The organism is Streptomyces ipomoeae 91-03 (assembly GCF_000317595.1).
Lineage (GTDB): Bacteria > Actinomycetota > Actinomycetes > Streptomycetales > Streptomycetaceae > Streptomyces > Streptomyces ipomoeae.
Window position 1 is genome coordinate 1 of record NZ_AEJC01000033.1, and the last position, 17,577, is coordinate 17,577.

Here is a 17,577-nt window from a genome sequence, read left to right on the forward strand (position 1 = left end):
GACGGCCGAGGTCAGCCGTCACCTCCGGAAGGAGAACCAGCCAGGAGCCGAGCCGACGGACGAACCGGGAACCGGAAAATCCCCCAGCCCCACCCTGCCCGTTTCGTGTCCGGTGTTCACAGGGGGCGTGGGCCTTCGGTTGTCCACAGGGGCCGTTGACCTTCGGTGCCGGTTGTCGGCGTGGGGGCCGGTCCTATGTCAGCCCGCCGTCCAGGTCGAACCAGACCGCCTTGCCCACCCCGTGCGACCGTACGCCCCAGGCGTCGGCGAGGGACTGTACGAGAAGGAGGCCGCGTCCGTGGGTCGCGTGGGTGCCGTCGTCGGCGTTCGGCACCCGGGGTTTGGGCCTGCGGCCCACGAAGTCCCGTACCTCCACATGGAGTCCGCCCGGTGAGACGGTGGCGGTCAGTACCGCGTCGTGGTCGGTGTGGACGAGCGCGTTGGTGACCAACTCGCTCGTGAGCAGTTCCGCTATCTCCGACTTCCCCGGCCGCCCCCATTGCCGTAACAGCTCCCGCAGGGCTCTGCGGGCCTCGGGCACCGCCCGGAGATCCGCCCGCCCCAGTCTGCGCCTGAGCTGCCAGGCACCGGCCTGGTCCGCCACATCGTCGGTCGCTTCCTCCACCGTTTCCGCCGAGGAGGCCCCGATCGCCGTGGGACCGCCCCCTCGTGCCTGCCTCTTCATGACCCCCGCCCGCGTGCAGATGACGATTCCCCTCCTGATCGAACACGTACACGGAGATCCCTGCCCGCGTCCGGATCGCGGCACTCATGTCGAATCGTCAACGACCCTCCGTACGCTTTCAAACGCACAAGGTCAAGCCAGCTATCAGTACCTTCCGAGAGCGCTTGCCGCCCTGGACGACCCCCGCCCCTGGCCGTCGTCCTCGACGCCCGACCCGGCACCGACCGGCCCCGGCCGGACCGCGATGATCGGGCCCCACGCCCCGATCGGGCCCGACCGCCCATGTGGGACTGCCGACCCGACCGTATGCGGACGGGGTGCGACCGCCAGGCCTGCGGGGGCGCCCGGCCCGAAACGGGGGCTGCCCAACCCGGGGGCGTTCATTGGCCGGAATCCGACGTCTGGTACAGGCCAACTCCGTGGCCGATAAGCGGGGCGACGCGTCGGCGGTGCGGTGCCGGCCGTAGGTGACGGGTAGCGCGCCGCCACCGACAAGGCGATTCGGTGGTGCGGTGCTCGCCGCGCGGCAGAGTTACGCCGTCATGCCTCCCACACGGCTGCGGCCGTACGGTCGTCCGCGTAGCCCTTGACCCTGACCTGGGCGTCGGCGAGGAAGGCGGCGAGGCCGGGGGGCTCCGGGGTTCCCCAGCGGGCGGCCAGGTGCTCGGCGAGAGAGGCCTCGCCGCGCAGCGGGTCGGCGAGGCCACCGCTGCACAGCAGCAGGACATCGCCCTCGCGGGCCACGGACGCCCGGAAGCGGAAGGGGTCGCGGGGCGGGGTCGGGGCGGGTTCGTAGGGGCTCGGGGGTGTCGTGATGCCGAGGTCCATGGTGAGGCGGTCGCCTTCGGGGGTCTCGTGCGGGAGTGAGCCGAAGCCGACCACCGGGGCGCCCATGACATCGGCGACCCGTGGCTCTATGTCCTGCCATTCGCCGTCCCTCAGCCGGAACAGTCCGCCCGTGCCGACGCCGAAGAACACCCGCGTACGGCACCGGGGGTCGGCCGGGAGCAGCAGACAGCGCAGGCTCGCCGTGTACTCCTCCGGGTCGAGCCCCTGCTCGGCGGCGCTGGCGCGCAGCTTGCCGAGGCTGCGGTCGGTGAGCCGGTGCAGCCCCGACTTCAGGTCGCCGCGCCGGGCGGCCCTGATGTCCTCCACCAGCCGCGCATGGCTGCGCCCGATCGCCCGGCCGATCCACCGGCACGCCTCGGCCGCCGCCCGGTGCGCGCCCGGCGTGGCCCGGACACCGGTCGCCATGGCGACGAGCACCAGGGCCTGCTCGCCCGCGCCGAAACGAGCGGTGAGCAGCGAGTCCCGGCGGGGCTCACCCCGGTACCGCGCCGAGTCGCCGCGCAGCGAGACGGCCCGCAACGTACACGCCCCGTACCGCGCCCCGTCCAGCACCGTGTCCGCCACCAGATCCCCGAGATCGTCCGGATCCGCGAGCGGCAGTGCCGTCGGTTCGGCGTCGTAGGTGGGCGGCCCGGACCCGACGTAGTCGACCTGCACCGGCTGGGTGCCCGTGACCAGGGTGATCTCCTGGGCCTGGAGGGTGGGCAGATCCAGCTGGGTGGACGGGCGCGCGTCGGAGGGCTCGGCAGCGGGTCGGGGGGACTGCTCGGCCGAGGGCGAGGGCGATGAGGGGGCGGGACCGGACGAGGCGGTCGCCGGGGGCTGTGAGGGCGTGCCGCCGCGAGGCTGTGTCGAGGGGTGTGCGTCCGAGGGGCGCGACGGTGGGGGCGGGGCATCGGACGGGCGTGACGATGGGGGTGCCGAGTCGGACGGGCGTGACGGTGGGGGCGGGGCGTCGGACGGTGGGTCCGTCGGGGGGCGGGAGCCGGGGACTCGGTCTGAGGGTGGCTGGTTGGGGGTACGGCGCCAGGGTGTGGCCCGGCGGAAACCCGGGGGTGTCGGTCCGGGTGGGAAGGTCAGGGGGGACTGCGGCTGGGCCGATGGTGGTTCCCAGGGTGCGGGCTGCGGGGTGAGGCCACTGCGGCGCAGGGCGTCGCCGGGGCCGGGGGCCGGGTCCGGAGCGGAAGCCTGGGGGTCGCCCGGTCGGCTGCCGCCTCCCCCGAGGCCGCCGAGCCCACGGGGAGCGCCGAGTCCATTGGGGCTGTCAGGTCCGCTGGGGCTGTGCGGCCCACCAGGGTTGTCGGGCCCATCGGGCCTGTGGGGCGGGCTCTGGGAGGGCACCCTGTCGGAGAGGGCACCCGAGGAGCCGGGGGCCGATCCCGAGGTGGGTCCCGAGACACCCGATCCGCCGCGCAGCCCGCCCGGGGAACCCGACCTGCCCGGCTCTGCGCCGGACCCGCCCGAGAACCCCGGCCCACCCGGGACATCCGAAGCGCTCGCCCTGTCCGGTTCGGCATCCGGCACACCCGAACGACCCGACCTGTCGGACCCCGCACGCCGCAGGCCTGAAGCACTCGCCCCACCCGACCCGGCGTCGACCCCGCCCGGAGAACCCTGTCCACCAGGGCTGTCGGGCCCACCGGGCCTGTGGGGCGGGCTCTGGGAGGGCACCCTGTCGGAGAGGGCACCCGAGGAGCCGGGGGCCGATCCCGAGGTGGGTCCCGAGACACCCGATCCGCCGCGCAGCCCGCCCGGGGAACCCGACCTGCCCGGCTCTGCGCCGGACCCGTCCAAGGCCCTGGGGTCGCCCGATCCCCCGCCCTGGGCATCCGAGGCACTTGGCCTGTTCAACTCGGCACCAGGCACACCCGTGTGGCCCGGTCCGTCCGACCCCATGCCCTGGGCGTCCGCGGCGCTCGGCCCGGACGGTCCCTCGTCGGAGGTGTCCGAGGCGGCTCCCGCTGTGCTCGGGGGCGTCGTCGGGCGTTTGGCGACCGTCTTGGCCGCCGAGGCGAAGCGGTCGTCGAGGGAATCGGCCGCGACCGAGGGGCCCGTGTCCCCCTTGGAGTCGTCGTACAACTGCCGCCACCAGTCGTCCTCGTGACCGGTCGGGCTATCCCCCTGCTGGCTCATGCCCCTAATTGTCCACCTCGGGAGCCGTATGAAAACGGGGCATCCGGAAAATCGGCCCACAGGACCGATGGCCCCTCGGCGTGTCGGACTACACGTCGAACTTCGGTGCGACGCAAGGGAGTCGAGGGACAAGAGGTACCTCGGAGGGGATAGGAGGTTCCTCCGAGGGCGCGCGGCACTCCGGGAGGGCGCGCCATGTTCCAGGAGGGCGCACCGCGTTCCGGGGGCGTGAGGCACTTCCGGCGCGCCGGGGTCTTATGCAACACCGGGCACCCGAGGACACCGGGGCCTTCCCAGACGCCGGCCCCTCCCACGGCACCGGGCGACCCAGGCCATCAAGCGCCCCCTGACACGAGCGCTCCCACGACGCCACCGCTTCCCCGGCGCCGGGCGCCGCACACACCGGACGCTCGACGACACCGCGCGCTTCCACGACGCCGAGTACTCCACAGCCCTGCACAGCCCTGCCGAGCCCGAGTACTCCACAGCCCTTCAGGCGCCTCCAGGCCCCGTCACGCCAGGCCAAAGGAGACCGCCGGGCGGTGCCACCCCCCACAGGAGAAACCGCCCGGCGGCGCCGGGGCGACCGTGCGTGCAGGCCGGTCGGCCAGAGTGTGAGGCATGTTCCTGGGATTCCGCTGTGTGACCCAGGGTAACTCCTGGCGGCGGCGCTGACCTGCGCGCTCCCCCGGCGTCCGGCACTCTGGGCAGATGGGAGCGTGGGAACTCCTCCTGGTCGGCATGGTCCTGCTGATCGGCCTGTGCGGAGTGCTGGTCCCCGGCGTACCGGGGTCCTGGCTCGTGTGGGCCGGGGTCATGTGGTGGGCGCTGGAGGACCCCCGGCCGGTCGCCTGGTGGGTGCTCGTCGGCGCCACCGCGGTACTGCTGCTGTCACAGGCCGTGCGCTGGGGCCTGCCTCCCCGGCGCCTGGAGCAGAGCGGCGCCACCCCCCGAATGGGGGTGTACGCCGGTGTCGGCGCTCTCCTGGGCTTCATCGTCGTCCCGGTCCTCGGTGCGATCCCCGGCTTCATCGGCGGCATCTACCTCGCCGAGCGGCTACGGCTCGGCCGCCACGGCGAGGCGGTGGCCGCCGTACGTACGGCGATGCGCTCGGGCGGCTCCAGCGTGCTGACGGAGCTCTTCGCCTGCCTGATGATCGCGGGGGCGTGGGTGGGAGCGGTGATCGACTACTGAGGCGCAGGCCGGGCAGACCGCGCCGACACCGCCCGCCGGGTTTCCCAGGTCCCCCGTGCCCCAGGCCCCCCGTGCCCCAGCCCCTGGCTCCCCAGATCCCTGGCTCCCCGGTTCCCCGGTTCCCCGGTTCCTCCGGCCACCCCCGTACGCCCCAGCCGGCACGGCCCCGCCCGCTCCCCGCACCCGTCAGTCGAACTCCTCGATGTACTCCTCCGTCGGCCCCAGCTCAGGGCGGTCCCGCAGCTCCAGGGTGTCGCCGAGGTGTTCCAGTTCCAGGACCGTCACGGTGTTCTCCCCCGCGCGCAGCAACGGGGCCGGGCAGTACAGCGTGACCTGCGGCCCGATGTCCCAGTGCCGCCCGAGCAGGAACCCGTTGACCCAGACGAGGCCACGGCCCGATCCCGGCAGCGCGAGGAACGTATCCGCCGGGCCATCGACCTGAAACGTCGCGACACCGAACCCGGCGGCAGCCGTGCGCGCGGTGGCGGGCCTGTGCGTCATAGCGGGCCCGGCGGCACGCGCGTGCGCGATGGCGCGACCTACGGCGGACCTGTCCGTGATGTCGAGCCCGGCGGCGAACGTGTGCCCGGCGGCAGACGCCTGCCCGATGCCATGACCGGCGGCAGACGCCTGCCCAGCGGCGTGACCGGCGGCAGACGCCAGCCCAGTGCCATGACCGGCGGCGCGCCCGTGCCCGGTCCCACGACCGGCGCCGACCGCCTCCGCCAGCTCCTCCACCCCCCACTCCTGCAACGCGACCGGCGTACTGTCCCAGCCCTGCACACCGCGCCGGTCGACGAGAACCGGACCCAGCAGCCCCTTGTGGCGGCCGATACCCGGCCCGTAGTTGACCCGGCCCAGGCTCTCGACCAGGACCTCCAGTCGTACGACGTCGCCCGTGCCGTGAACGGGTAGTTCGGGATGCTCGGCGTCGGCCACGCCGACCAGCGTGCCGTCGGTGAAGACCAGGGCCCGGTCGCGCACATCCGTGAGGACGAGGCGGTGTTCGCCGGTCGGGATGCGTGGGTGCGCGGTGTGCAGGACCATGCCCGCGTCGAGGCCGAGCTGTTCGAAGGAGGCGGGGCGCGGGGCGGTCACGGTCGGCGCGGGCACGGCGCGGAGGCCGGGGAGGAGGTCGGCGCGGTGGACCAGGGGGCGCCGGGCCGGCGGGAGTGTCGGCGGGCGCGCGGGTGACCGTACCGGCTTCCGGGCGCCCAGGGCCTCGCGTACGGCGAAGAACTTGGCGGTGAGGGCGCCGTCCTCGGCGATCGGCGCGTCGGAGTCGTAGCTGGTGACGATGGGGCGCAGTCGGCCGTCCTCCTCGTTGGCGCCCGCCCAGAGGCCGAAGTTGGTGCCGCCGTGGGCCATGTAGATGCTGACGCTGCCGTCGTCGGCGAGGATGTCGCGGAGTGTGCCCACCGCGCTGTCCACCCCCCGGACGTGGTGCCGTTTGCCCCAGTGGTCGAACCAGCCGTTCCAGAACTCGGCGACCAGGAAGGGTTCGTCGGGGCGCCGGGTGGTCAGGAGGCGTCGGGCGGCGGCGGGCCGGGAGCCTAGGGTGACGGCCGCGAGGGTGCCGGGCAGGGTGCCGCCGTCCTGCATGAGTTCGGTGGGGCCGTCGGCGGTGAACAGCAGTTCGCGGATGCCGCGCGTCGTCAGGGCCCGGCGGTTCCAGCGCAGATAGGCGTGGTCGTCGCCGTAGCTGCCGAACTCGTTCTCCACCTGGACGGCCACCACCGGTCCGCCCTCGGTGGTCTGGAGCGCGGCGATGCGTGGGATCAGCTCGTCGAACCAGTGGTCGACGGCGGAGGTGAACGCCGGGTCCGAGCTGCGGATCGCGACGTCGCGGCCGGTGAGCCAGCTGGGCAGGCCGCCGTTGGACCACTCGGCGCAGATGTACGGGCCGGGGCGGACGACGACGTCCAGGCCCTCCTCGCCCACCGTGCCGATGAATCGTTCGAGGTCACGCCAGCCGTCGAAGCTCGGCGGCCGGTGCTCGCGGGGCTGGTGGAAGTTCCACGGCACGTAGGTGTCGACCGTGTTGAGGCCGAGGTCGGCGAGGCGGCGGATCCGGTCCCGCCAGATGTCGGGGTGGACACGGAAGTAGTGCAGGCCCCCGGAGAGGATGCGGTGGGGGACGCCGTGCCGGTACAGGCGGCCCCCGTCCCAGGTGAGCGCGCCGGTGGCGGCGTCGGGGGCCGTCTCGGTCGTGGTGTGGGCCGGTGCGAGGTGTGTCGTGGGCGGCTCAGTCACGGGTGGGAGCGTATGTTATCGATGCCATGAGTAACAAGCCCGATATGATCGGTGAAGGAACGTCGCGGGCCGGCCGCGGGAGAGGAGCGCCATGACCCAGGGCACCGAGGGTCCCGCGAGGCCGAGGCAGCCGAGCATGGCCGACGTGGCTCGGAGTGCCGGGGTGTCGGCGCAGACCGTCTCGCGCACGCTGCGCGGTTCGCCGAACGTCAACCCCGAGACCAAGCGGCGTGTGCTGGCCGCCGTGGAACAGGTCGGCTACCGGTTCAACAGCGCCGCCCGGACACTGTCCTCCGGGCGCAGCCACACGATCGGGCTCGTCCTGCTGGCGTCCGGCGGGTACTACTCGCGCTCCGCGGTGACCGCCGGCGTGGAGGCGGCGGCCGGTGCCGCCGGGTACGCGGTGAGCATCGCGACGATCGCCGCGCTCGACACGGGTCTGATGGAGCGGGCCCTGTCCAAGCTCGCCGACCAGGGTGTCGACGGCTTCGTCATCGCCGTACCGCTGATCTCGGTGACCCCGAAGATGGAGGACATCACCCGCGACATCCCGACCGTCACGCTCGACGGCTCACGGACGGCGGGCGCCCGGGTGCTCGGCATCGACCAGCGGGAGGCGGGCCGTGTCGCGACGCGGCACCTGCTCGACCTGGGGCACCGCCAGGTCTGGCACATCTCCGGGCCCGACGAATGGATCGAGGCGCGCCGGCGGCGGCAGGGCTGGCAGGAGTGCCTGGCCGCGGCCGGGATCGAGGCGCCGCCGCCGCTGGAGGGCGACTGGTCGCCCGACTCGGGGTACCGGCACGGGCAGATCCTCGCGATGATCCCGGATGTGACCGCGGTCTTCGTGGCCGGTGACGAGATGGCCTTCGGGGTGATCCGCGCGCTGCGCGAACGCGGCCGGGCCGTGCCCGACGACGTGTCGATCGTGAGCGTCGACGACATCGCGCTCGCGGCCTACTGCCATCCACCGCTGACGACCGTCCGCCAGGACTTCTACCGCTACGGCGCGGCGGCCGTGGCCCTGCTGCTCCAGGGCGACGACGCGGACGTCGACGACGCCGTGGCCGACACGTCGCTCTCGGTGCGCGGCTCCACGGCTCCGCCGCGGCTGCCCTGACCCAGGGTTTCGCCCCCGCCGCCCCTACCCGTCCCTCCCCCGCTCTCGGCTTCGCCTTCGAGCTCGGGTGGGTGGGGTTGTGTGGCGGGTGCGGGTGGTTCTGTGGCTGGTCGCGCAGTTCCCCGCGCCCCTTAAAAGCCCCGGGCGCGACCCATGCCGTCCAGGGGCGCGCGGCTGTGTCGATTTGCGGCTCCGCCGCGTGGGCGCGAGCAACCCCCACTCACCCGCAGCCGAAAACCCCTCTCGGCGCCCTTGCGCCCTCACCCGCTTCGGTGCCACCGTAAGCCTTCATGTTATCGGTGCCACCGTAACAAGTCGGATCGTCATGCGATCCCGATCCACGGGAAGGACCTCACATGAGGAGATCGCTCGTCCTCGCGGGTGCCGCGGTCACGACGCTCGGACTGCTCGCAGGCTGCTCGACCGGCGGGGGCGGCTCGGACTCCGGCAGGACGACCCTCAAGGTCGCCGCCCTCGAAGGCGGCTACGGCCGGGACATGTACACGCAGGTCATCAAGGCGTACGAGGCCTCGCACCCCGACATCGACGTCCAGTTGCAGATCTCGAAGAGCATCGAGGACGAGATCACCCCGAACATGAAGGCGGGGCGCTACCCGGACGTCGTGGTGCTCGGCCAGGGTCGCAAGGCCGCCCTCACCGAGACCCTCATCAAGGACAAGGCCCTGGAGGACCTCACCCCGATCCTGAAGGAGCAGATCCCCGGCGAGAACACGACCGTCGGGGACAAGCTCACCGAGGGCATCATCGGCAACCTCAACACCAACCCGTACGGCACGGACCAGACATATCTGATGCCGATGTACTACGCGCCGACCGGGCTCTTCTACAACAAGGGCCTGTTCGAGGAGAAGGGCTGGAAGGTCCCGGGCACCTGGGACGAGATGTTCACGCTCGCCGAGACGGCGAAGAAGCAGGGCATACCGCTGTTCACGTACCCGACCGCCGGGTACCTCGACTCGTACTTCTTCGCGCTGCTCGCGGACGTCGGCGGGGAGCGGTTCTACACCGACGTGATGACGCACAAGAAGGACATCTGGAAGTCGGCGAACGCCCGGAAGGCGCTCGACATCACCACCCGGCTGCTGAGCCACACCGCGCCCGAGACCGTCGGGTACGCCAACGAGCAGGACTTCACCAAGAACCAGCAGCTGGTCCTCGACAACAAGGCGCTGTTCATGCCGAACGGCACCTGGATCGTCGGCGAGATGGCGGACGCGCCCCGCGCGGACGGCTTCCAATGGGGTCTGACGCCGCTGCCGGCGGTCACCTCGGGCGGCAAGCGGTACATCACGACGTCGGTCGAGTCGGTGTGGGTGCCCACCGCCGCCGAACACAAGGACGCGGCGAAGGAGTTCATCGCCTATCTGTACTCCGACGAGGCGGCGAAGATCTTCGCGAAGTCGAACGCGATCCAGCCCGTCGAGGGCATCGCGAGCACGCTGTCCGGGGAGAACGCCGAGTTCTACAAGGTGTACGAGGACGCGTCGGTCTCGGCGCTGGTCGGCGGCTTCGCGAGCACCGCGCCCGTTCCGGGCGTCGACATCAAGGCCACACTGTTCGACACCGCCAACAGCATCGTCAGCGGCGACACCACCGAGGAGAAGTGGCAGGCCGCGCTGAACGACGCCAGCGAGAAGCTGCGCGAGGCGGGCGACTGAGGTGACGACCCTGTCCACCCCACGTCAAGGCTCTACGAACGGCACCGGCACATCGGCGCCGCCCGCCGGGAGTTCGCCACGGGGCACCCGGGCCCCGGCCCGGCGGCGGGCCGACACCCGCTTCGTGCTCGCCTGTCTACTGCCCGCGCTGGTGCTCTTCGCGGTGTTCATGATCGTCCCGACCGTGAACGTGTTCCGGATGTCCCTCTACACCTGGAGCGGCTTCTCCCCCGACATGCGCTTCGTCGGGCTCGACAACTTCCGCCGCCTCCTCGACGACGAACAGTTCGTGCGGGCCTTCCAGAACACGGTCGCGCTCCTGGTCGTGGTGACCGTCGTGACGATGGGCATGGCCCTGTTCCTCGCCGCGATCATGACCCGGCAGCGACTGCGCGGACGGAACCTGTACCGGTTCATCCTCTACATCCCGAACGTACTGTCGGTGGTCGTCATCGCGGCGATCTTCTCCGCCGTCTACGACCAGAAGAACGGCCTGCTCAACGGCACCCTCCGACTGCTGTCGCTCGACGGTCTGCAACAGGTCTGGCTCGGCGACCAGAAGGTCGTGCTCTACTCCGTGGCGATCGCGATGGTCTGGCAGTCGCTGGGCTACTACACGGTCCTCTACATGGCGGGCATGGCGAGCATCCCGGAGGAGCTCTACGAGGCGAGCGCGCTCGACGGCGCCTCCACCGGGCGGCAGTTCTTCTCCATCACGCTGCCGCTGATCTGGCAGAGCCTGCGCACCACGCTGACGTTCTTCGTGATGAGCGCCGTCAACCTCAGTTTCGTCCTGGTCCGCGCGATGACCGGCGGCGGTCCCGACGGCTCCTCCGAGGTCCTGCTGAGCTACATGTACAAGCAGGCGTACACGAACTCGTCGTACGGCTACGGCATGACCATCGGTGTCGTCGTCTTCGCCTTCTCGTTCCTCGTGTCGCTCCTGGTGAGCCGGGCGACCCGGCGCGAACCCCTCCAGTTCTGAGTGTTCCGAGCGTTCCGAGAGTTCCGAGAGTCCTGAGGACAGGCACCATGACCCTGACCGCCCCACCCCGCCCGCACCCGGACCAGTCCCCGGCGGCCCGGCCCGGGTCGGGCCGCCCCCGACCCGGCCGGACGCTCACCCACGCCCTCGTCATCGCCCTGGCACTCGCCATCGCCGTGCCGGTCGCCTGGGTGCTGATCGCCTCGCTCAAGCAGAAGAGCGAGTTCTTCGGCAGCCCCTGGACCCTGCCGAAGGGGCTGCACGTCCAGAACTACGTCGACGCGTTCGTCACCGCGCACATGGGCCAGTACTTCCTGACCTCGGTGCTCGTCACCGTGCTCGGCCTGGTGTTCGTGCTGGCGGTCTCCGTGCCGGCGGCGTATGTCATCGCCCGGTACGAGTTCCGCGGCCGGGGCCTGGTGGAGATCGCGATGCTGGGCGGGCTCTTCGTCAACGTCAACTACATCGTCGTACCGATCTTCCTCATGCTCGTCGACTGGGACCGCGCGCTGATCGACGTCTTCCCCGGCGGCTTCTTCATCGACAACCCCGCCGTCCTGTCCCTCGTCTACGCGGCCACGTCGATCCCGTTCACGATCTATCTGCTCACCGCGTACTTCCGGTCAATACCGGTCGAGTACGAGGAGGCCGCCGCCCTGGACGGCGCGTCCCGCCTCCGGATCATGACCACGGTCACGCTTCCGATGGCACGCCCGGCGGTCACCACCGTGATCCTGTTCAACTTCCTCGCCTACTGGAACGACTTCATCATCGCCCTCACCCTGCTCCCCGGCGAGGGCAAGACGCTGCAGGTCGGCCTGCTCAACCTGTTCACCGCGCAGAAGGCGGCGGCCGACTACGGGCGCCTCTACGCCGGTCTGGTCATCGTGATCGTCCCGGTTCTCATCGTCTACGCGATCGTCCAACGCCGTCTCATCGAAGGCATGGCCTCCGGTGGAGTGAAGGGCTGACGGAAGGAAACCCACCCCATGAAGGAATCGACGCGTACGGCGCTGCTCGTCACCGCCCGTACGCTCGTCGCGGCGGTCTGCCTCACCCTCGTCGTCACCGCGCGCACGACGGTCGGTTGGGGCAACCTCCTGACCATGCTCGCCGCGCTGGCCGGGCTGCTGGCCCTGCTCGCCGCCTACAACCGGCGGTTCCGGTGACCGCGCCCACGGCGTCCGGACGGGCACCGGCGCTGGCCTCGATCCGGCCGAGCGAGCGCCAACTCGCCTGGCAGGCCATGGAGTTCTACGGCTTCCTCCACTTCGGCATGAACACCATGACGGACCGCGAGTGGGGCGAGGGCCACGACGACCCGGCGTTGTTCGACCCGGCCGACCTCGACGCCGACCAGTGGGTCACGGCGCTCAAGGCCGCCGGGATGACCGGCGTGATCCTCACCTGCAAGCACCACGACGGGTTCTGCCTCTGGCCGAGCGACGTCACGACATACTCGGTCGCCTCGTCGCCGTGGCGTGACGGCCGGGGCGACGTGGTGGCGGAGGTCGCCGACGCGGCCCGCCGACACGGCCTGCGCTTCGGTGTCTACCTCTCCCCCTGGGACCGCGCCGAGGCCTCCTACGGCTCCGGCACCGCGTACGACGACTTCTACGTCGCCCAGCTCACCGAGCTGCTCACCCGGTACGGGCCGGTGTTCTCGGTCTGGCTGGACGGCGCGAACGGCGAGGGCCCGAACGGCAAGCGGCAGACGTACGACTGGGACCGGTACTACGCGGTGGTCCGCGCGTTGCAGCCGGACGCCGTCATCAGTGTGTGCGGGCCCGATGTCCGCTGGTGCGGCAACGAGGCCGGGGACACCCGACCCGACGAGTGGAGCGTGGTCCCCCGCGCCCTCCAGGACGCCGAACGCATCGCCGACCGCTCGCAGAAGGCGGACGACGGCACCTTCGCCCGGCTGGTCCGCAGCGACGACCGCGACCTCGGCAGCCGCACCGCCCTCGCCGGACACGAGGACGACCTGGTCTGGTATCCGGCCGAGGTCAACACCTCGATCCGCCCCGGCTGGTTCCACCATCCGGCCGAGGACACCCGAGTCCGTTCCGTGGACGAGCTGTTCACCATCCATCTGCGCGCGGTGGGCGGCAACTCCTGCTTCCTGCTCAATGTCCCACCGGCCCGGGACGGACGGCTGCGGGACACCGACGTGGCGGTGCTGGCAGGGCTCGGGCGGCGCGTCGAGGAGTTCCGGGGGCGGCGCGTCGAGGCGACGGCGACGGTGTCCTCCGGTGCGGTGGGGGACGTGGCGACGGCGTGGCCCGGCGGCGGACGTACGCCTTGGCGACCGGACGAGATGGACCGACGGCCGGGTGTGACGCTGGAGTTCGGGTGTCCTCGCGCGGTGGAAGCGGTGGTCGTCGGTGAGGACATCGCTCAGGGGCAGCGCATCGAGCACGTGGTCGTACGGGGCCGCCGGGACGGGCGGTGGACGATCCTCGCCGAGGCGCACGCGGTGGGGTACCAGCGCATCCTGACGTTCCCTCCGGCCGAGGTCGACGCCGTACTGGTCGAGGTGACAAAGGCCCGGGACACACCCGTCGTGGCCCGGGTGGCGGCGATCGGGGCGGCGTCATGAAGGGCGGCACGATGTCCGGAGCGGGCGCTTCACGGGGACCGGCCGTTTCCCGCAAGGCAGGCACCTCACGCAAGCCGGGGAAGCCGCGCAGCTCGCCCAGGCCGAGTGGTTCCCGCGAGCCGGGCGCCGGCCGCAGGCCATCGCGCCGGGCCCTGGTCCTCTGCACCGGCGTGGGCGTCGCCCTCGTCGCGCTGCTGGTCACCGGGCTGACGATGCTCGGCGACCACACGACCGACGAGACCGCCGGGACCGCCGGGACCGCCGAGGTCGCCTCCCTCGACGGACACCCCGTGACCCGCGACGAACTGCTCTTCCACATGCGGCGACTCGCGCCGACCGTGCAGAACGAGCTGCGCAACAAGTACGACCCGCGCGGCGCGATCGACTGGAACGCGAAGGCGGGCGACAAGACCGCGCTCCAGCGGCTGGAGAACCGTGCGTTCGACGAGATCCGGCGGGACAGGACGACACTCGTCCTGGCGAAGGAGCAGGGGCTGGTCGACTCCGTGGACCACGCGGACTTCCTGGCCGAGCTGGCCCGGGAGAACGAGTCCCGGGCGAAGGCCCTCACGGCGGGCGAGACGGTGTACGGCGTCGCGAACTTCTCCCCCGAGGAGTACTACACCCACCGGCTCGCGGAACTCACCACCAGCCTGAAGAAGCGGCTCGGCACGGGCGCCGGCGCCCCGCTCCGGGTCACCGACGCCGAGGCCAGACAGGCGTTCGACGCCGACCGGGACGCCTGGAGCGCCAACGCGACGACGTACACGTACACGCGGCTGGTGGTGCCAGTGCCCGACGGCGCCGCCGACCACGCCGAGCGGCTGCAGCGACGGGTGACGTCGGCCGGGCGCCTCGCGGACGTCGCCGCCGGGGAGCCCGGGGCCGAGCTGACGACCGGCACGTACGACGGCGGTGGCTCCACCTCGCTGAACGCCCATGACCAGGACCTCATGTCGGTCCTCGGCAAGCTCGCGCCGGGACGGATCTCCGCCCCCGTCAAGGGCACCGGCCGGATCACCTACTACGAGCTCGACGGCAAGGACGTCGACGAGGACAAGGCGTTCGCCGACTACGCCCAGCGGATCCGGCAGTCGCTCGTCGAGGAGAAGTTCAACCGGTATCTCCAGCGCCGGGTCGAGAACGGTGACATCGATATCGACACCTCGGCGGTGGACGCCATCAACGCAGAGGATGTGCAGCAATGAGACCCTTCGGCACCGGATCACCACTCCTCGTACGAACGCTGTACGCGGCCTTCGTCGCCCTGCTCGCCGCGCTGCTCGTCGGCTCGCTCGTACCCACCGCGTACGCCGCCGCACCACCGGACCGGACTCCCACCCGCAAGGCGGTGAAGCCGAGCTGGCCGGGCAACACACCGAACACCACCGGCGGCAGGGACTACTACATCGACGCCACGCTCGGCCGGGACACCGCGACCGGCACCTCCCCGGCGACCGCCTGGCGCACCCTGGCCAAGGCGAACGCGACGACGTTCGCGCCGGGCGACCGCATCCTGCTCAAGGCCGGTGAGCAGTGGCAGGACGAGCAGCTGTGGCCGAAGGGCTCGGGCGGCGCGGGCAGGCCGATCACCATCTCGGCGTACGGCGACCCGAGCGCCCGGCGCCCGTACATCGCGACGAACGGCAAGGTGCCGAGCCCGTTCAGGGCGGACGGCACCAAGAACCCGGCCACGGTCGGTCTGACCGGTGCGATCGTGCTGCGCAACCAGCAGTACTGGGACATCAACAATGTCGAACTGTCCAACGACGACGACTTCGCGACCGACATCAAGTCGGGTTCGTACGTCCGTGACGGAATCATGGTGTCGATCAACGCCGATCTTCTCGGGAACGGCGCGGACAGCATCATGGATCATTTCCGCATCTCGAACATATACGTCCACAACCTCGACGGCCCGAGCACCTGGCAGCGCATTCACTACGGCGCCGTGAATTTCCAGGTATTCGGCAGCCGCAGCTACAAGGAGTACGGCACCGGCGGCTACTACTTCAAGGACGTCCGGATCGAGAACAACACCTTCGAGAACGTCGAACTGCACGCCGTCCAGTTCGCGTTCAACTGGTTCGCGGCCGACGGCGCGGACGCCGGACAGTACGACGAGAACGGGAAATGGCACGAGGGCTGGGAACAGCTGTGGGTACGCACCCGCGACCTGTACAGCCGTGACGTCTACATCGGCCACAACTACGCCGAGAGCATCGGCCAGGGAGCCATCCAGCTCGCCAACACCAAGAACATGACGGTCGAGTACAACGAGGTGAACGGCTATCTGAAGCGCTACGACGCGGTGTCCTGCGCGCTCTATCTGTGGGCCGGGGCCGACTCCGTCATGCAGTTCAACGAGGTCTACGGCGGCCCGGACAACGAGTACGACGGCACCCCGTGGGACCTCGAATACACCAACTTCAACGTCACCTACCAGTTCAACTACTCGCACGACAACGCGGCGGGCTGGATGGCCTACATGGGCAACAGCGCCAATTCGGTGGCCCGTTACAACCTGAGCGTCAACGACAACGGCGTCCTCGTGAAGAACATGCTGTCGACGAACTACTCGCCGACCTACTTCACGAACAACACCTTCGTCTACGACGGCGCTGATCTCGACTACGTCCACGACGAGACGTTCCTGAGCCGCGTCTACTTCCTGAACAACATCTTCCACAACACCTCGAAGACGACTCCGACCCCGTGGTACCGCCGAACCGGCGCCCTACGCCAGGCCGTATTCGCGAACAACGACTACTACGAGGCCGGCGGCGCCCATTCCCCCCAGGAACCGGCCGACCCGAAGGGCCTGCGGGCCGACCCCCGTTTCGTCGGCGACCCCGCCGAATACGTCACCGGGGCGGGCGTGGAACAGATCCGAAAGGCCGCCGCCCACTTCGCCCTCCGCGACGACTCACCCCTGATCGACGCCGGCCGATACAACCCGCACCTCGGCACCGAGGACTTCCTCGGCACCCACATCTACTACGGCGACGCACCCGACATCGGCATGGCCGAGAGCCGCGTCGGCCCGCAGGTCCCCGCCCCCGTCGACGACGACCCCATCGAGGACGAGATCGACAACCGCGTCGACCTCGCCCTCGGCAAACCCGTCACCGCCAGTTCCACCCATCCCGGAGCGGGCGGCACCCTCACCGCCGACAGACTCACCGACGGCAACCTCACGACCCGCTGGGCCGCCGCCGACGACGCGGCCTACCCGATCACCCTCGACATCGACTTCGGCACGGCCACCACCTTCGACGAGGTCTACCTGGACGAGTACACCGACTCGGGCACCAACCCGAGGGTGCGGTCGTTCGACCTGCAACGCTGGAACCCCGACACCGGCCAATGGGTGACCTTCGCCGACCGCGACACCGGCATCGGCCACGACCTCACCGTCACCGGCTTCGGCGATGTCACGACCACCCGACTCCGCGTGGCCCTCACGGGCAGGATCGCGACGGAGTTGTACACACCGACGATGACGGAGATCGCTGTGTACAACTCCGGCGGATAGCCGAGGGAGAGCCGGACAGCCGACGGCCCGGACGCCTGACTCGTCGGCGGTGAGGAGGAGAACCCCCGCCTATTGGCTCGGGGGGAGGGGTTGTTTGGGCGGGTGCGAGTGGTGTGGTGCTGGTCGCGCAGTTCCCCGCGCCCCTGAAAAGCAGGGGCGCGGGGCTGTATCGAATTGCGGCTCCGCCGCGATGGGGGCCCCTCCCGCTCGAGCGAAGTCGAGAGTGGGAGGAGCCGAGAGCGGGGAGGGACGGGTAGGGGCGGCGGGGGCGGAAGAGGAGCCGTTACGCCCGGTGGCGCCCGCGCTTGGCCTCCATCGCCGCGCGCCCCTCCGCCCCCTTCCTCTTCCACTCCTTACGGATCTCGGCCCGAAGCCGAGCGTCGCTCTTCGCCACGATCCGCTGATTCTCCCGAAGCAGCTTCCGATAGCTCTCCAGCCGCCGCTCGGGCAACGCCCCCGACTCGACGGCCCCGAGCACCGCACACCCCGGCTCGGCCACATGCGCACAGTCATGGAACCGGCACTCCCCCGCCAGTTCCTCGATC

Annotated in this window: 13 protein-coding genes and 1 pseudogene; 10 read left to right on the forward strand and 4 right to left on the reverse strand. The window is 70.9% G+C overall.

The window, feature by feature from the left end; genetic code table 11:
* Positions 1–193 precede the first annotated feature (193 nt).
* Entirely contained in the window at positions 194–685 is a 492-nt protein-coding gene (locus tag STRIP9103_RS01875; RefSeq protein ID WP_048819523.1) for an ATP-binding protein, read from the reverse strand.
* Between the two features lie 540 nt (positions 686–1,225).
* Positions 1,226–2,191 (reverse strand): protein phosphatase 2C domain-containing protein, encoded by a 966-nt coding sequence (locus tag STRIP9103_RS53355; RefSeq protein ID WP_009295531.1) that lies wholly within the window; start codon positions 2,189–2,191, stop codon positions 1,226–1,228.
* Positions 2,192–3,428: 1,237 nt separating this feature from the next.
* Here STRIP9103_RS53355 and STRIP9103_RS53360 point away from each other — a divergent pair.
* Positions 3,429–3,638 carry a hypothetical protein gene (locus STRIP9103_RS53360; RefSeq protein WP_048819524.1) on the forward strand — a complete coding sequence of 70 codons (210 nt, stop codon included), beginning with the start codon at positions 3,429–3,431 and terminating at the stop codon, positions 3,636–3,638.
* Between the two features lie 740 nt (positions 3,639–4,378).
* Positions 4,379–4,861, forward strand: a complete 483-nt coding sequence (locus tag STRIP9103_RS01890) for a DUF456 domain-containing protein (RefSeq protein ID WP_009295547.1) — start codon at positions 4,379–4,381, stop codon at positions 4,859–4,861.
* A gap of 186 nt (positions 4,862–5,047) precedes the next feature.
* On the opposite strand, the gene STRIP9103_RS01895 is transcribed toward STRIP9103_RS01890, so the two are convergent.
* Positions 5,048–7,114: a glycoside hydrolase family 35 protein gene (locus STRIP9103_RS01895; protein WP_009295552.1), complete on the reverse strand. Its 2,067-nt coding sequence runs from the start codon at positions 7,112–7,114 to the stop codon at positions 5,048–5,050.
* 91 nt (positions 7,115–7,205) lie between these two features.
* On the opposite strand from STRIP9103_RS01895, the gene STRIP9103_RS01900 reads away from it, so the two are divergent.
* The 8 genes from STRIP9103_RS01900 (at position 7,206) to STRIP9103_RS01935 (ending at position 17,032) form a co-directional block, all read left to right on the forward strand.
* A complete protein-coding gene (locus tag STRIP9103_RS01900) occupies positions 7,206–8,234 on the forward strand; it encodes a LacI family DNA-binding transcriptional regulator (protein ID WP_009295553.1) in 1,029 nt (342 codons plus the stop codon).
* 356 nt (positions 8,235–8,590) lie between these two features.
* On the forward strand, positions 8,591–9,913 hold the full coding sequence (locus STRIP9103_RS01905) for a carbohydrate ABC transporter substrate-binding protein (protein WP_009295551.1): 1,323 nt from the start codon (positions 8,591–8,593) through the stop codon (positions 9,911–9,913).
* Position 9,914: 1 nt separating this feature from the next.
* Positions 9,915–10,898, forward strand: coding sequence for a carbohydrate ABC transporter permease (locus STRIP9103_RS01910; RefSeq protein WP_009295543.1), 984 nt, complete (start codon positions 9,915–9,917; stop codon positions 10,896–10,898).
* Between the two features lie 47 nt (positions 10,899–10,945).
* Positions 10,946–11,869, forward strand: a complete 924-nt coding sequence (locus STRIP9103_RS01915; protein WP_009295533.1) for a carbohydrate ABC transporter permease — start codon at positions 10,946–10,948, stop codon at positions 11,867–11,869.
* 18 nt (positions 11,870–11,887) lie between these two features.
* Positions 11,888–12,067: a DUF6903 family protein gene (locus STRIP9103_RS01920; RefSeq protein ID WP_009295525.1), complete on the forward strand. Its 180-nt coding sequence runs from the start codon at positions 11,888–11,890 to the stop codon at positions 12,065–12,067.
* Positions 12,064–13,497 carry an alpha-L-fucosidase gene (locus STRIP9103_RS01925; RefSeq protein WP_009295550.1) on the forward strand — a complete coding sequence of 478 codons (1,434 nt, stop codon included), beginning with the start codon at positions 12,064–12,066 and terminating at the stop codon, positions 13,495–13,497. Before STRIP9103_RS01920 ends, STRIP9103_RS01925 begins: the two co-directional genes overlap by 4 nt.
* A gap of 170 nt (positions 13,498–13,667) precedes the next feature.
* Entirely contained in the window at positions 13,668–14,705 is a 1,038-nt protein-coding gene (locus tag STRIP9103_RS01930; RefSeq protein ID WP_009295535.1) for a peptidyl-prolyl cis-trans isomerase, read from the forward strand.
* On the forward strand, positions 14,702–17,032 hold the full coding sequence (locus tag STRIP9103_RS01935) for a discoidin domain-containing protein (protein WP_009295549.1): 2,331 nt from the start codon (positions 14,702–14,704) through the stop codon (positions 17,030–17,032). Before STRIP9103_RS01930 ends, STRIP9103_RS01935 begins: the two co-directional genes overlap by 4 nt.
* A gap of 283 nt (positions 17,033–17,315) precedes the next feature.
* Here the strand turns inward: STRIP9103_RS01935 and STRIP9103_RS01940 are convergent.
* A pseudogene (locus tag STRIP9103_RS01940) lies at positions 17,316–17,577 on the reverse strand (ribosome small subunit-dependent GTPase A); the annotation flags it as partial.

Bases quoted from the DNA above. Each gene is read 5' to 3' on its own strand.
- STRIP9103_RS01875 (WP_048819523.1), bottom strand. From the start codon at position 685: ATGAAGAGGCAGGCACGAGGGGGCGGTCCCACGGCGATCGGGGCCTCC.
- STRIP9103_RS53360 (WP_048819524.1), top strand. From the start codon at position 3,429: ATGCCCTGGGCGTCCGCGGCGCTCGGCCCGGACGGTCCCTCGTCGGAG.
- STRIP9103_RS01890 (WP_009295547.1), top strand. From the start codon at position 4,379: ATGGGAGCGTGGGAACTCCTCCTGGTCGGCATGGTCCTGCTGATCGGC.
- STRIP9103_RS01900 (WP_009295553.1), top strand. From the start codon at position 7,206: ATGACCCAGGGCACCGAGGGTCCCGCGAGGCCGAGGCAGCCGAGCATG.
- STRIP9103_RS01905 (WP_009295551.1), top strand. From the start codon at position 8,591: ATGAGGAGATCGCTCGTCCTCGCGGGTGCCGCGGTCACGACGCTCGGA.
- STRIP9103_RS01915 (WP_009295533.1), top strand. From the start codon at position 10,946: ATGACCCTGACCGCCCCACCCCGCCCGCACCCGGACCAGTCCCCGGCG.
- STRIP9103_RS01920 (WP_009295525.1), top strand. From the start codon at position 11,888: ATGAAGGAATCGACGCGTACGGCGCTGCTCGTCACCGCCCGTACGCTC.
- STRIP9103_RS01935 (WP_009295549.1), top strand. From the start codon at position 14,702: ATGAGACCCTTCGGCACCGGATCACCACTCCTCGTACGAACGCTGTAC.